General features: G+C 73.6%; 10 protein-coding genes. 7 read left to right on the forward strand and 3 right to left on the reverse strand.

Translation table 11 applies throughout. The features are described 5' to 3' along the window. Positions 1-173: 173 nt before the first annotated feature. From IE316_RS17955 to IE316_RS17965, 3 genes are all read left to right on the forward strand, one after another. A complete protein-coding gene (locus tag IE316_RS17955; RefSeq protein ID WP_190205369.1) occupies positions 174-1,034 on the forward strand; it encodes an AfsR/SARP family transcriptional regulator in 861 nt (286 codons plus the stop codon). A 295-nt stretch (positions 1,035-1,329) separates the two neighbouring features. Further along, entirely contained in the window at positions 1,330-1,953 is a 624-nt protein-coding gene (locus tag IE316_RS17960) for an isochorismatase family protein (RefSeq protein WP_190205370.1), read from the forward strand. Further along, positions 1,950-3,869 (forward strand): anthranilate synthase family protein, encoded by a 1,920-nt coding sequence (locus IE316_RS17965; protein ID WP_190205371.1) that lies wholly within the window; start codon positions 1,950-1,952, stop codon positions 3,867-3,869. The genes IE316_RS17960 and IE316_RS17965 overlap by 4 nt, the downstream gene beginning before the upstream one ends. A gap of 98 nt (positions 3,870-3,967) precedes the next feature. Here IE316_RS17965 and pabB read toward each other — a convergent pair whose 3' ends face one another. Next, positions 3,968-6,184: an aminodeoxychorismate synthase component I gene (pabB, locus tag IE316_RS17970; RefSeq protein WP_190205372.1), complete on the reverse strand. Its 2,217-nt coding sequence runs from the start codon at positions 6,182-6,184 to the stop codon at positions 3,968-3,970. Positions 6,185-6,261: 77 nt separating this feature from the next. Beyond that, positions 6,262-7,035 (reverse strand): methyltransferase domain-containing protein, encoded by a 774-nt coding sequence (locus tag IE316_RS17975; protein WP_229910439.1) that lies wholly within the window; start codon positions 7,033-7,035, stop codon positions 6,262-6,264. A gap of 230 nt (positions 7,036-7,265) precedes the next feature. Between IE316_RS17975 and IE316_RS17980 the strand changes: the two genes are divergently transcribed. Next, entirely contained in the window at positions 7,266-9,218 is a 1,953-nt protein-coding gene (locus IE316_RS17980) for a helix-turn-helix domain-containing protein (protein ID WP_190205373.1), read from the forward strand. 190 nt (positions 9,219-9,408) lie between these two features. Next, entirely contained in the window at positions 9,409-10,986 is a 1,578-nt protein-coding gene (locus tag IE316_RS17985; protein ID WP_229910440.1) for an FAD-binding oxidoreductase, read from the forward strand. A 51-nt stretch (positions 10,987-11,037) separates the two neighbouring features. Here IE316_RS17985 and IE316_RS17990 read toward each other — a convergent pair whose 3' ends face one another. Then, a complete protein-coding gene (locus IE316_RS17990) occupies positions 11,038-12,258 on the reverse strand; it encodes an IS701 family transposase (RefSeq protein WP_229910441.1) in 1,221 nt (406 codons plus the stop codon). 415 nt (positions 12,259-12,673) lie between these two features. On the opposite strand from IE316_RS17990, the gene IE316_RS17995 reads away from it, so the two are divergent. After that, on the forward strand, positions 12,674-13,438 hold the full coding sequence (locus tag IE316_RS17995; RefSeq protein ID WP_190205374.1) for a GDSL-type esterase/lipase family protein: 765 nt from the start codon (positions 12,674-12,676) through the stop codon (positions 13,436-13,438). A 480-nt stretch (positions 13,439-13,918) separates the two neighbouring features. After that, complete coding sequence (locus IE316_RS18000) at positions 13,919-15,088, forward strand: 3-deoxy-7-phosphoheptulonate synthase (RefSeq protein WP_229910442.1); 1,170 nt, start codon at positions 13,919-13,921, stop codon at positions 15,086-15,088. Positions 15,089-15,098 lie beyond the last annotated feature (10 nt).

A 15,098-nucleotide genomic window follows, 5' to 3' on the forward strand; every position in this document is an offset into this window, starting at 1 on the left:
CCGCCGCCGCCGGTGTGCCACACCCCCCGTAGCCGTCATCACTACTACAAATCGGCCGCCGACGGGGCGCGGACCGGACTTACGAAAAAAGAAAAAGTTCACTACTATTTTGCGAGTCTTTGGTGATGTAGCCGGTGCGGTCGGATTCACGATCACCGTCCAAGGAGGGGGACATGGACATCAAGGTTCTGGGGGTGCTCGTCGTCACGGAGGGTGGCACACCCGTCACGCCCGTGGCGGCCGAGCCTCGGCAGGTGCTGGCGTTACTGGCGATGCTCGCCGGCCGTGTCGTCCCCAGCGGGCTCCTGGTCGAGGACCTCTGGCCCGACCGGCCGCCCCACCAGGCCAAGGCCATGCTGCAGTCCTACGTCGGCGAGCTGCGCGAACTGATCGCCGCCGCCCTGCGCGGCCGCGAGCGGACCGGGTCGGCACGCAGCCGCTGCGACCGGCGGGCCGCCGACATCCTGGCCGACATGCCCGGCGGGTACCAGCTCCGCGGCGACGAAGTCACCAGCGACGCCTGGGAGTTCGAGCGGGCCGCCGGCGCCGGCTACCGGGCGCTGGCCGTCGGCGACCTGGTCACCGCGGCGCGCCGCCTGCGGGAGGCCCTCGGGCTGTGGCGCGGCGAGCCGTTCGCCGACCTCACGCCGGGCCCGCACCTGACCGCCCAGATCGACCGTCTGCGGCAGTCCCGGGACCGGGCGTTCGGACAGTGGGTCGAGGCGGAACTGCGGCTGGGCCGCCACCGCGAACTCGCCGCCGACCTGCCCGGGGTGCAGGTGCCCTGCCGGGTGCGCGACCAGCTCCCCGCCGCCCTGGAGCGGTGCGCCGACCAGGGCGAGGCGCTCGCGGCCTACCAGCGGCTGGTCCAGCCGTCGGCGTCGTCCCGCGTCCTCGTCACCGCCCGGATCCCGCGCCCCGGCCCCCGCCCGCCGGTGCGCTTCGTGCCGGATCCGTACGACCGCCCGGCCGCGGTCGCGCGGTACGGCACAGCGGCGGGCAGGGGCCGTACCGTGCCGCTCGGCCGGCCCTGACCCACCGTCATCACCGCGGCGCCCGCCGCCCGCGCACCCTGTGCGCAGCCCCGGCCCGAGGGGGCCCGACGACCGCCGTCGGACCCCCTCGGGCCGCTGTGCGCCCCCGTCGTCGGCTCCGGCCCCGCACCTCCGCCCGACGGACCGTGCGCCACTTGACGTAGTCCAAGCCGATCCGTTGGCCCACCGGGCACCGCTCCACAGAATCGGCACAACAGCCAGCCGTTCGCGGGAGAAGCCCCGCCTCCCGCCCCGCGTCCGGGGTGTCCGGTCCACGTCTGACGAGAGGATCTCCATGGCCGGTCTGCCGTCCATCGACAGTTACCCCCTGCCGCTCGGCTCCGCCCTGCCGGCCAGCGTGCCGCGGTGGTCCGTCGACCCCGGCCGGGCGGTACTGCTCGTCCACGACATGCAGCGCTACTTCCTGCGGCCCTTCTCCGGACAGTTGCGCACCGAACTGGTGGCGAACGCCGCCGCGCTGCGCGGGCACTGCGCCGCGCGGGGCATCCCCGTCGCCTACACCGCGCAGCCCGGCCGCATGACGCCGGAGCAGCGCGGGCTCCTGGCCGATGTGTGGGGGCCCGGCATGCGCACCGCCGCCGAGGACCGGGAGGTGATCGACGAGCTGGCGCCCGCGCCCGGCGACTGGCGGTTCACCAAGTGGCGCTACAGCGCGTTCTTCAGGACGGAACTGCTGCAGCGGATGCGCGCGCACGGGCGGGACCAGCTCATCGTCTGCGGTGTCTACGCGCACGTGGGCGTGTTGATGACCGCCGTCGACGCGTTCACCAACGACATCGAGACCTTCCTGGTCGCCGACGCCGTCGCGGACTTCACCGAGGACGACCACTGGATGGCCGTCCACTACGCGGCCCGGCGCTGCGCCGTCGTCACCACCACCAAGGAGATCATGGGATGACCGGAAACGACGGGACTCCGGCCGGCGCATCCGCCGCCGACCTGCTCGGCCGCGTCCTGGCCCCGCACCCCCCGGCCTTCGCCGTCCTGCACCGTCCCGAGACCGCCGGCCCGGGCTCCCTCGACGTGCTGCTCGGCACGGTCACCCGGCCCCGCACCCTCGACGACCTGCCGGTACCGGCGTCGGGCGCCGCCACCGGCACCCCGTACCAGGAGGTGCTGGCCCTCCTGCCGTACCGCCAGATCGCCGAACGCGGCTTCGACTGCGTCGACGACGGAGCCCCGCTGCTCGCCCTGAGCGTCACCGAGCAGCAGCGGGTGCCGCTCACCGAGGTGCTGCGGCGCGTCCCCGACGCCCCCATAGAGCTGCGCGGCAGCGGCTTCGACGTGGACGACGTCGCCTACGCGGAGATCGTCCGCAAGGTCGTCACCGACGAGATCGGCACCGGCAAGGGCGCCAACTTCGTCATCAAGCGCTCCTTCACCGCCGAGATCACCGACTACGGGGTGCACCGCGCCCTGGCCCTCTTCCGCCGCCTGCTGGAGCGGGAGCAGGGCGCCTACTGGACCTTCGTCGTGCACACCGGCGACCGCACCTTCGTCGGGGCCTCGCCCGAGCGGCACGTCAGCCTGGACGCCGGCACGGCCGTCATGAACCCGATCAGCGGCACCTACCGCTACCCGGTCACCGGCCCCACGCTGGACGGCGTCATGTCCTTCCTCGCCGACCGCAAGGAGGCCGAGGAGCTGTACATGGTGGTCGACGAGGAACTGAAGATGATGGCGCGGATCTGCGACCGGGGCGGCCGGGTCGTGGGGCCGTACCTCAAGGAGATGGCGCGCCTGGCGCACACCGAGTACTTCATCGAGGGGCGCACCGACCGCGATCCCCGGGAGATCCTGCGCGAGACCATGTTCGCGCCCACCGTCACCGGCAGCCCGCTGGAGAGCGCCTGCCGCGTCATCGCCGAGTACGAACCGCACGGCCGCGGCTACTACAGCGGGGTCGCCGCCCTGATCGGCCGGGCCGCGGACGGCGGGCGGACCATGGACTCGGCCATCCTGATCCGCACCGCGGAGATCGAGGACGACGGGAAGCTGCGCATCGGGGTCGGCGCCACCCTGGTGCGCCACTCCGACCCGGACTCCGAGGTGGCCGAGACCCGCGCCAAGGCGGCGGCCCTCGTCGGCGCCCTGGAGGACGGCGGCCCGGCACGCTTCGCCGACCACCCCCGGGTCCGTGCCGCGCTCGCCGAACGCAACGCCCCGATCGCCGACTTCTGGCTCGCCGACCGTCCCGCGCGCACACCGCCGGGCACGGAGCTGGCCGGCCGCCGCATCCTCGTCGTGGACGCCGAGGACACCTTCACCGCCATGATCGCGCAGCAACTGCGCTCCCTGGACCTGGCGGTGACCGTGCGCCGCTTCGACGAGCCGTACTCCTTCGACGGCCATGACTTCGTCGTGATGGGGCCCGGGCCCGGCGACCCGCGCGACACCTCCCACCCCAAGATCGCCCATCTGCACTCGGCGATCGGGACGCTCCTCGACGAGCGCAGGCCGTTCCTCGCCGTGTGCCTGAGCCACCAGGTGCTCAGCGAGCGCCTGGGGCTGCGGCTGCGCCGCCGGGAGGTGCCCAACCAGGGGGTCCAGCGGGAGATCGACCTGTTCGGCAGCCGCGAACACGTCGGCTTCTACAACACGTTCGCCGCGCACTGCCCCAGTGACGCGTTCGACGCGCCCGACGGCACGGTGGTGGAGGTCAGCCGCGACGCGCGCACCGGCGAGGTGCACGCCCTGCGCGCACCGAACTTCACCTCGATGCAGTTCCACGCGGAGTCCGTGCTCACCCGGGGCGGCCTGCGCATCGTGGCCGCCCGGCTGACCGAACTCGCCAAGGGGATGCTCGTCGGCTGACGCCGCCGCGCCGGCCCGCGGCCGGGTGGGAACGCCTCCGTCCCTGCCCGGCCGCGCCCCGGCTTCCCGCCCCCGGACCGCCGGGGGCCCGCGGTGGGTCAGTGTGCCCCCGCACCGGCCCGGGCCGCGGGCTCCCGGTCCGCTCCCGGCGTCCGGCCCCTGGGGAACGTGCCCCCGCTCAGCGCCAGCAGCGGCCTGGACTTGACCACCGTCTCCTCGAACTCGCCCTCCGGCGAGGACAGGGCGATCACCGCGCCGCCCACGCCGTAGCGGAGCCGGCCGGGGCTGAGCACCGCCGTGCGGATCACCACGCCGAGGTCGGCCGCGCCCGACAGCGAGAAGTAGCCGATCGCCCCCGAGTACACCCCGCGCGGCCCGCCCTCCAACTCGTCGATGATCTCCATGGTCCGGATCTTCGGTGCCCCCGTCATCGACCCCGGCGGGAAGGCGGCCCGCACGCAGTCCACGGCGGAGCGGTCCTCCCGCAGCTCGGCGCGGACCGTGCTGACCAACTGGTGGACCGTCTCGTAGGTCTCCACCCGGAAGATCTCGTCGGCCGCCACCGACCCGGTCCGGGCGCACCGGCCGAGGTCGTTGCGGACCAGGTCCACGATCATCAGGTTCTCCGCCCGGTCCTTCTCGTCCGTCAGCAGCTCCGCCACCAGCGCGGCGTCCTCCTCCGGAGTGGCCCCGCGCGGCCGGGTCCCCTTGATCGGCTTCGACTCCACCCGGCGGTCCGCGCCGATCCGCAGGAACCTCTCGGGGGAGGTGCTGAGCACCGACAGCTCCCCGAAGGCGAGCAGCGCACCGTACGGCGCGGGGCTGATCCGGCGCAGCAGCCGGTAGCTCGGCCACGGGTCGAAGGTGCCCCGCGCCTCGGCCATGTTGGTCAGGCACACCTCGTAGCTCTCGCCCGCGGCGATCTCCCGCTGGGCCGCCTCGACCAGGCGCAGATACGCCTCCCGGCCGTGCCGCAGGGTCAGTTCGGCACCGGGGACGGCACCGGGCGCCTCGGCGGGCGGTCGGCCGGCGAGCCGCTGCAGACGGCGGGCGGTCCGCCGGGTCCAGCGGCGGGCGGCCGCGCGGTCGTCCCCCTCGGCGAGCGCGAGCAGGTACGTGGTCCCGGTGGCGTGGTCGAACGCCACGGCGCGGTCGGCGAAGACCATGACGGCGTCCGGCTCCGCCGCCCGGTGCGCCGCGCGGCCGCCGCACTCGGCCTTGAGCTCGTAGCCCAGATAGCCGACCCAGCCGAGGGCGAAGTCGAAGGGCAGCTCCGGCCGGGTCGTCCGCAGGGCGGCGAGATCGCGGTCCAGCCAGGTCAGGAAGTCCCCGGAGACCACCTCGGTGCCCGCCGCGGACCGCACGGTGGTGGTGTTCGTCCACACGTCGGCCTCGGCGATCCGGGCCAGCGGTCCCGAGGCGTCCCCCATGAAGGAGAAGCGGCCCAGCGCCCCGCGGGAGGGCCGGCCGGTGGCGCTGTCCAGCCAGAAGGCGTGCTCGCCCGCGCCGAACAGCTCGGCGAAGACGGCCTCCTCGCTCCACCGGGTGTCCAGCCGGTCGACGACGAGACTCAGTTCACGGACCGGGCGGTCCCCGGCCGGAACGGCCGCCGGCGCCACCGATGTCGCCGGCGCCACCGATGTCGCCGGTGCCACCGGTGTCGCCGATGCCGCCGGTGCGACCGATGCCACCGATGTCGCCGGTGGCGCGACCCGCGCTCCGGCGGGGCGCTCCGCGTGCCACCGGCGGGCCAGCTCCACGAAGTTGCCCAGCAGCTTCTCGCCGTGCCGCGTCAGGATCGACTCCGGGTGGAACTGCACCCCCCACATCGGCCGGCCGCGGTGTCTGAGCCCCATCAGGACGCCGTCCGGTGTCCACGCCGTGCCCTCCAGGCTCCCGGGCAGGTCGGTCACGGCCAGCGAGTGGTAGCGCACCGCCTCGAACGGCGAGGGGATACCGGCGAACAGCTCCTCCCCGTGGTGCAGCACCGGCGACAGCCGGCCGTGGCGGGGCTCGGGCGCCCGGACGACGGCCGCGCCGTGGGCGAGGGCCACGCCCTGGTGGCCCAGGCAGATACCGAGCAGCGGGAGTTCGCAGCGCTCCACCAGCTCCCGGCAGATCCCGAAGTCGGCGGCGCGCTCCGGCGTCCCGGGGCCGGGCGACAGCACGACGGCGTCGGCCTCGGCGAGCCGCCCCGGGTGCCACGCGGGGTCGTCGTTGGGGACGATCACCGGTTCGCGGCCGGTGATCCGGGCCAGGTGGTGGACGAGGTTGTGGGTGAACGAGTCGTAGTTGTCGACGAGCAGGATGCGCATGGTCTGTCTGTCCCGTTCTGCGTCATGGGGTCGGCGGAAGCGGACGCGGCGTCCGCGCGGGGGTCGGGCCGCAGGACTCAGCCGGAGCCGCGGACCGGCCGTGCGGCCCCGGGACCCGGGCGTGCCCCGTCCGGGTCGGCGTCCGCCCGGACCGGTGACACCTTGATCAGCATGTGCTCCACCAGCTCGGTGCCCTCCCGCATGCGCGTGCGGCGCAGCACCTCCAGCCTCCGGCCGGACGCGTCGGCCAGCTCATGCAGCCGGTCCAGGTCACCGCGGTCGCTGAAGTGCAGCAGCACCGAACCGCCCGGGGTGGTCCAGCGGGGCGCCTCCCGCAGGTACCGGCGGTGGGCCGCGTAGCCCGGGTCCACGTAGGCGCGGTCGTGGACCGACTCGTAGCGGTGATCGGCCGGGGCCAGGACGAAGTTGGAGTGCCAGTACACGGTGTCGAAGCGCTGGTCCGCCCCGATCGCGTCGAACAGGTCGCTGTGCAGGGCGCGGACCCGGTCGGCGACGCCGTGCCGGAGCGCGTTGAGCGCCGCGTTGTCCACCGCCCGGGGGTTGATGTCGGTGGCGAGCACCCGCTCGCAGCCCGCCAGCGCCGCGCTCACCGCGATGATGCCGGTACCGCAGCCGATCTCCAGGAACGACCCCTGCCGCGGGGCCTGGGTCCCCGCCATGAACCCGAGCAGCTCCATGGCCGCGTCCGTCGACGCCGAGTACGGCGGGGCGAACACGTCCGGGAGCAGATCCCACTCGCGGCCCCGCATGGTGAAGCGGCGCGGCCGGTCGGGGTCGGTGCGCGCCGTCCGGCTGCGCTCCAGCGAACGTAGGTGGCTTCGGATCTGCAAGGCGGTCCCCTTCCAGTGGCGGAGCCGATCGGCCCCGCGCCGGGGGCACGAGCCTCGGGCAGAGCGGCGCCCGGCAGGAAGGTGGTCCCGGAACACCGCGGGGGCACCGGGGCGGTGCTCCCGGCACAGCGCTGCGGAAACGGTCCAGCGCGGCGTTGACGCGCCGAAGTCGGGCGAACTAGGTTCGGCCGCGCCGAGCCATGCTCGGTTCGACGAACGGGGGATGGAACATGTCGGGCTTTCGCATACCCGGGGACGAGGACGATGCCGTCCTCGCCGTCCTCTCCCTCCTGGCGGAAGAGGCACCGTCCAGCCGTTTGGACACGCTGCTGCACCGCGTGCGCCGCAGCGCCCCGGACCCGGCGGAACTGGCCCGCGTCGAACGGGCGGTGCAGCTCGCCCGGGAGGTGCACGCCGCCCTGGACCGCAGACGGCAGCGCGAGGCCGGCTTCGCCGCGCTGGTCGACACCGCGCGTGACCTGACGTTCCCGTACGACCTGGACACGCTGCTGAGCGTGATCACGCGGCGGGTCAGGCTGCTGCTCCACTTCGACATGACCTACGTCGCCCTGCGGGGCGACGACGAGGACATGGTCATCCACACCTCGGAGGGCGCCACCACCGCGCTCAACACCGGACTGCGGGTCGAGAGCGGCAGCGGCCTCGGCCATCAGGCTCTGATCACCGGCGCCCCGCTGTGGACGGCCGACTACCTCGACGACGACTCCATCAAGCACACCGAGAGCCTCGACCGGGTGGTCGAGGCCGAGGGACTGCACGCCCTCATGGCCGTCCCGCTGCGCTGCGGCGACAGCGCGGTGGGCGTCCTGTACGGGGCCGACCGCAAGGTGCGCCACTACACGCCCGACGAGATCGGTCTGATCTGCTCCCTCGCCGACCTCGCGGCCGTGGCGATCGAGAAGACCGGCCTGCTCCAGCAGACCCAGGAACAGGTGGCCGAACTCGAACTCGACGGGTTCCGGGCGCGCTCCAGCCTGGCCCGTCTGGAACAGCTCGCGGAGGCGTACGGCCGGATCATGAGCCTGCTGGTCGCCGGAGCGGACCTGACCACCGTGGCCAAGGCCGCCGGCGACGCCCTGGACGGCACCCTGCAGATGCGCGACCCGGCCGGCCGGGTGCTGGCGGCCGGCGGGGAGATACCGGACCTGGACGAGGAGGCGGTGGCCAGGGCCGTACTGGCCACGCACGCCCGGCGCGGCCCCGTACAGGCCGACGACCACACCTGGGTGGCTCCCGTCACCGCGGGCACGGAGGACCTCGGCGTCGTGGTGCTGCGGCCGGTGGCCCAACTGGTGGGGCAGGACAGCTCGCTGCTGCAGACCACCGCGCAGGCGTTCGCCGTGCACCTGCTGATGCAGCGCAGCGCGGCGGCCGCCGAGGGCCCGGTGCGCGACGACCTCCTCGACGAGCTGCTGGCCGTGTCCTCCTCCGCGCACCCCCCGCACCAGACGGCCCAGCGGGCCCGCCGGCTGGACGTCGACCTGGACCAGCCGCACGTCCTGGTCGTCGCCCGGCCCGAGGGCGGTGAACAGGGCAGGGCCGTGGTGTGGGCCTCCTCCTACGCCTACCGGATGTCCGGCCTGAAGACCGTGCAGGGCGGCTGCATCGTCCTGCTGCTGCCCGGCACGGACGCCTCCGCCGCCGCCCGCGCCGTCGTCGGCGAACTCACCCCCCTGCTCGGACACCCGGTCTCCGTGGGCGCGGCCGGACCCGACTGGGGAGCCGCCAGCGTCGCCCGGATGCACCGCGAGGCCCTGCGCTGCCTGGACGCGCTCACCGCCCTCGACGGCGTGGGCTGCGCCGCCTCCGCCCAGGACCTCGGTTTCCTCGGCCTGCTGCTCTCCGACGACTACGACGTGGACGACTTCATCGACCTGGCCATCGGCCCCGTCCTCGCCTACGACGCGGAGCGACTGACCGACCTCACCCGCACGCTGGAGGCGTACTTCGCCTCCGGCGGCAGCCCCACCAACGCCGCCGAGGCGCTGCACGTGCACCCCAACACCGTCTCGCGCCGGCTGGAGAGGATCACCGAACTGCTCGGCACCGACTGGCAGAAGCCGGGCCAGGCACTGGAGGTGCATCTGGCGCTGCGGCTGCTGCGGACCCGGGCGGCGCTGCGGGAGCGCGGCGGGTCCCGGGCGGCGGACGAGGGCAGGTGAGAGGGCCCGCGCGACCGGAAATCATCTTCCGTTGGCTGGTCCCCACCGCCTCGCGGCAGCCTAGATCGGTGTACTTGACAAACAATCCGGGGGAGTTCCGGAACGTCCCGCACCGGGCGCCGAGGCTGGAGGCGCGGCGAGCAAAGGAGCCCGTCGCACGGACAGCTCACGGAACGGGAGCGTGAACCGAGTGAACACCACCGTAACCAGCGATCACCCGGCTCCGGCCACCCCCCAGGAGGCCGCGCCGCGCCGTCACACCGGGGCCATCCCCACGGTGACACCCGACGACGCGCGCTACCCCGACATGATCAGGGGCCACGGCAACAACCGGCACGTGGCCTCCCCCGAGGCGATCCGCCTGCCGTCCACCACCGAACAGGTCGTCGAGATCGTCCGGGAGGCGGTCCGCGACGGCAAGCGCGTCGCCGTCCGCAGCGGCGGGCACTGCTTCGAGAACCTCGTCTTCAACGACGAGACGGAGATCATCATCGATCTGCGGCTGATGAACCACGTCGGCTTCGACGAGGACCGCGGCGCCTTCGTGGTGGAGCCCGGTGCCACCCTGCTGAAGATCTACGAGACCCTGCACATCGGCTGGGGCGTCACCCTCCCCGGCGGCGGCTGCTACGCCACGGGCGCCGGCGGCCACTTCTCCGGCGGCGGGTACGGCATCCTCTCGCGCAAGCACGGCATCCTCAGCGACCACCTCTACGCCGTCGAGATCGTCACCGTGGACGAGCGGGGCGAGGTGCGCGCGGTCGTCGCCACCCGCGACCCCGAGGACCCCCACCACGACCTGGCCTGGGCCGTGGCCGGCGGGGGAGGCGGCAACTTCGGTGTCGTCACCCGCTTCTGGATGCGCAGCCGCGGAGCCGAGGGCGGCCCGGGCGCTCTGCTGCCGAAGGCGCCGTCCACGGTCTTCTCCATCTTCGCGGCCTGGTCGTGGGAGCAGATCACCGAGGAAGCCTTCGCCACCTTCATGGCCCGCTACGCCGACTGGTCCAAGACCCACGGCAGCCTCGACTCGCCCTACATCGACCTCGGCCACTGGATCTTCCTCCAGCACGCCGACTCCGGCACCTTCAACGTGGTCGCGCAGATCGACTCCACCGTGCCGGACGCCCGCAGGCTGGTGGACGACTTCCTCGCGTTCGTGGCCGGCTCGCTCGGCGTCCAGCCGCAGCGCACCACCATCACGGAACAGCCGTTCCTGAAGGCCACCGCGCAGACCATGACGGCCGGCGAGACGATCACCAGCCCCAGTCTGCGGACGTCCCACAAGTCCACCTACATGAAGGACGCCTTCCCCGAGCACCAGGTGCGGACCATCTACCGGTACCTCACCAAGACGGTCAACCCCAACCCGTACAGCTTCCTGGTCATCAACTCCGTGCGCGGGCGGATCAGCGCGCTGGACGACGCCGACACCGCGGCCGCCCACCGCGACGCCCTGTGGCTGGTGTACTTCGAGTCCTACTGGCACCGGGCCGAGGACGACGAGCGGAACGTGACCTGGCTGCGGTCGCTGTACCAGGACCTGTACGCCGACACGGGCGGCGTCCCGGTGCCGAACGACGTCACCGACGGCTGCTACATCAACTACCCGGACAACGACCTCAGCGACCCGGACTTCAACCGGTCCGGCGTCTCCTGCCACGAGCTGTACTACAAGGACAACTACCCCCGGCTGCGGCGCGTCAAGACCGAGTGGGACCCGCGGAACTTCTTCCGCCACCCCCAGTCGATCGAACCGCTGAACGACTGACCCGGCACGGCACGGCACGGGCGGCGCGGGGCGCTCCGCGCCGCCCGTGCCCTAGGCCACGTCCTCCAGGCCGAGGCCGCCGGTGGAGAGCACCGCCGCCGCGTGGGCCGCGGAGGCCAGGGTGATGTGCCGGTGCCAGCCCCGGAAGGACCGCCCCACGAAGTCCCGCAGCCCGACCTCCTCGCCGGTCTCGGCGTAGTCCCGGTCCACCCGGCGGGTCAGCTTCGTCAGCCGGAGCAGCGGCGCGACCGGCGCGCTCATCAGGTCGGTCAGCCAGAACCGGACCGGCGGGCGGCGCGGGTCGCGCCACTCGCCGAGCAGCAGCATCGGCCGCTGCCGGCCCATCTGCGGGTCCAGCAGCGACACCCGTACCACGGAGGCGAGGGAGGTGTGCGAGGCGTGCGGCCGCGCCGGGTCGAGCCAGTGCACCGGCCGGCGCAGCCCCTTGGTCGACTCCATGATCTGCTGGGCGGGCAGCGGCCCCGCGCCGAAACCGGGCAGGGACCGGTCCGCCACCGTCAGCCGGCAGGAGGCGCCGATCCGGCCGACGACGGGCACCCGGGCCCGGGCCAGTTGCGCCAGCGCCGGACGGACGGCGCCGCCGCGCAGGTCCAGCAGGACCGGCCGGCGCGTGACGTTCCCGTACCGGGCGGTGTCCAGGGCCACCGCGACGGCGCACTCCTCCGGGGTCTCCCGGCCGGCCTCCCGGGGCACCTCCGCCCGCTCCCGCCGCTCGTGGTCCTCGACCCACGGCTCGGGCAGCAGCAGCCGCCAGTTGACCGGGACGCTCATCTCCTCCGCGGCGAACCACAGACCGAACGCCTGCTGCCCCCGGAACATATGGCCCAGTCGCGGGGCGAACAGCCGGTCCACGCCCACCGAGTGCTCCCCGGCCTTCGGGATGTGCAGCGGGCCCACCACCCACGCCCGGGGCGCCGCCGTCCGCTCCAGATACCCCGCCAGTTCGGTCCGGATCGGGCGCCAGTCCCACGTCGAGCTGGAGATGAAGTGGTGCAGGCTCTGCTCGGCGGCGGCACCGCCGACATGCGCGGCGATGTTGCGGATCGACTTGCGCCCCTTGGCGAACAGCAGCCCCCGCAGATACTGGTCGGCCTTCAGGCGCTGGTCCTTCCTGCGGAACGTGGAGAAGAGCGCGGCACCCAGTTCGGTGACGGCGTCGTCGCAGACCGCGCTGCCGGTGAGTTCGTGGACTCGAAGGCGCTTCAGGCCCGGTTCGGCGAAAGTCTCCCGCCTGACTGCAGACGTGTTCACAACGCTCTCCATCCGGTCGGACAGCCCCGCGGCTGCGGAGACCACCGTCAGGTCCGGACCCGGCCCGGCACGAGGTGCGGCGGACACCCCGTTGCGGGGCCGGCCGGTGCCCGTGCCACCAGCGGGCCCACCGGGCGCGGCGCCGGGCCGGGACGGCCGGCCGCACCGGCGGCGAGGGGTGTGGCCGGACCACCGGGTACGGCGGAAACCGGCGGGAAACGGCCTGTACGAGCGCCGCTAGGTGACAGATTCGGACCAGACCTCCTAGCGTTCACCGGCAAATGGCCGGACCATGCCTGACGGATTCCCGGAGTACCGGATCACCTGCCGCCGCCGGCGAGCCGGTGGCTCCGCTCCCCGCTGTCCGCCGAGGTGGCGGACGCGCCCGCAGGGCCCGAGAGTGAGAAGTCCCGACGTGACCACACCATGCAGAACGGGTGACAGGCGCCGCATCGAGTCGTACACGGTCGTCGGCGAGACTCTGGACGCGGACCGCGGCGTCGTCCGCGCGGCCGACGGCGCGTCGACCGACTGGGCGGACCGGCTCGCCGTGCTGCTCGCCGAGGAGCGGCCCGACGGTGTGCTGCACTACCGGAGACCGGCGCGCGGACGGTTCCGGGACCGGGCCGGGGCCGAGCAACTGGCCGTCGTCCGGCGGTACCCGCCCGACCTGGTCAGCTTCAGCGCGGGCAACGCCGACCTGCTGCTCGCCGGGGGCGACCCGGACGCGGTGGCGGAACGCACCGAGGAGGCGGTGGCGGAACTGTCCGCCCACGCCGGCACCGTACTGCTGTTCACCGGCGTCGATCCGCGTGCCCTGCCGGGACTGCGCCATCTGCGCGGCAGGACCGCCACGTACACCGCGCACGTACGGGCCATCGCCGACCGGTTCCACTGCCCGGTGGTGGATCTGTGGTCGCTGCGCGCGCTGCAGGAGCACCGCGCCTGGGAGGACGGCGCGTTGTGCCTGTCCCCGGCGGGGCACCGGCAGGTCGCCGCGCAGGCGGCCCGGGTGCTGGGGCTGCGCAGCACCGCCTCCGAGGGCCGGCTGCTGCGTGAGCCGGGAACGTCCCTCAGCCGGCTGCGCCGCAGCGGGGCGGAGTGGCTGCGCGACTACCACGCGCCCTGGCTGGCCCGCCCGGTGCCGGAGCCCCGGCCCGCGGGCCGGCGCGAGTCCTGAGGGCGGCGCCACCGGCCCACGGGACGCCCCTTCCGGATCCCGCCGCGACCGGCCACCGGCCGCGACCGCACCCCTCGGCCCGGGAGCCCAGGGGGCCGCGGTCGTGCGCGCGTGCCCGCGACATGACGAAGTGGCCGGGCGTTTGTTGCCGCGTCTGTCCTGAATCCACAGCATGGAACCGCCTTCACCGACGTTCCTGAGCCGCCGCCTCGTCGGCACCTTCCTCTCCGAGGAGCGACAGGCCGTCCGCCCCCGGCCGCGGCCGTGACCCGCCGAGCCCGCCACGAGTGACAGGGCGTCACAGCTCACGTGCCCGTCTGGACAGATACCGAGGAGACGAAGAGCGATGCCGAAGACAGTCGTCGAGTACGGGACCGGCATCCGGATCGCCCCCGGCGGCTCCCCCGCGCGATGACCGACCGCCAGCCCGTTCCGCGACCCGTCCGGCCGTACCCGTCCCGCACCCTTCGGAGATCTTCAGTGGACAACACTCTGGACGACATATGCCTCACCTCCGCGTCGCAGCAGCCCAGGTGGGACGACCTCGTGCAGACCGAGCTGATCCGCAAGGAGCTCTCCCTGCGCGCGCCGCTGGTCCGCGCGGACGACGTACGTGTCCTGCGGGACCAGCTCGCCCGCGTCGCCGCGGGCGAGGCCCATGTCGTGCAGGCCGGCGACTGCTCCGAGGACCCCGACGAAAGCACACCCGAACACGTCCACCGCAAGGCCGCCGTACTGGACCTGCTCGCCGGGGCCCTGAAGCTGATCACCCGCCGGCCCGTGGTCCGCGTCGGCCGCATCGCGGGGCAGTTCGGCAAGCCGCGCACCAGCGACACGGAGATCGTCGGCGGTGTCGAACTGCCCGTCTACCGCGGCCACATGGTCAACTCGCCCGCGCCGGACGCGGAGAGCCGCAGACCGGACCCGCTGCGGCTGCTCACCGGCTACATGGCGGCCAGTGAGATCGCCCGGAACCTCGGCTGGCACGGCGTCCGCCGCCCGCACGCGGAGTCCACCGTGTGGACCAGCCACGAGGCGCTCCTGCTCGACTACGAGGTGCCCATGGTGCGGGAGCAGCCCTCCGGTGAGCTGCTGCTCACCTCCACCCACTTCCCGTGGATCGGAGAGCGCACCCGTCAGGTCCACGGAGCCCACGTCACCCTGCTCGCCAAGGTCGGCAACCCGGTCGGCTGCAAGGTGGGGCCCGCCATGACCGAGGACGAACTGCTCGCCCTGTGCAAGCGCCTGGACCCCGGGCGCGAACCCGGCCGGCTCACCCTGATCGCGCGGATGGGCGCCGACCACGCCGCCGAACGGCTCCCGCCCCTGGTCCGCGCGGTGCGCGCGGCGGGCCACCCGGTGATCTGGCTCACCGACCCGATGCACGGCAACACCGTCCGCACCCCGTCGGGGCACAAGACCCGCCTGGTCACCACCATCGAACGCGAGGTGCGGGCCTTCAAGCGCGCCGTGGAGTCGGCCGGCGGTGTGGCCGGCGGCCTGCACCTGGAGACCACGCCCGACCACGTCACCGAGTGCGCGCGCCACGCCGGCGACATCGGACGGGTGGGGGACGTCTACACCAGCCATTGCGACCCGCGTCTGACTCCGGATCAGGCGGTGTCCGTCGTGACGGCCTGGACCGACTGAGCGATGATGG

Source organism: Streptomyces fumanus (assembly GCF_014655295.1).
Classification (GTDB): Bacteria; Actinomycetota; Actinomycetes; order Streptomycetales; family Streptomycetaceae; genus Streptomyces; species Streptomyces fumanus.

Coding starts and splice junctions, on each gene's coding strand:
- IE316_RS17955 (WP_190205369.1), top strand. CDS start 174: ATGGACATCAAGGTTCTGGGGGTGCTCGTCGTCACGGAGGGTGGCACA.
- IE316_RS17960 (WP_190205370.1), top strand. CDS start 1,330: ATGGCCGGTCTGCCGTCCATCGACAGTTACCCCCTGCCGCTCGGCTCC.
- IE316_RS17965 (WP_190205371.1), top strand. CDS start 1,950: ATGACCGGAAACGACGGGACTCCGGCCGGCGCATCCGCCGCCGACCTG.
- pabB (WP_190205372.1), bottom strand. CDS start 6,184: ATGCGCATCCTGCTCGTCGACAACTACGACTCGTTCACCCACAACCTC.
- IE316_RS17980 (WP_190205373.1), top strand. CDS start 7,266: ATGTCGGGCTTTCGCATACCCGGGGACGAGGACGATGCCGTCCTCGCC.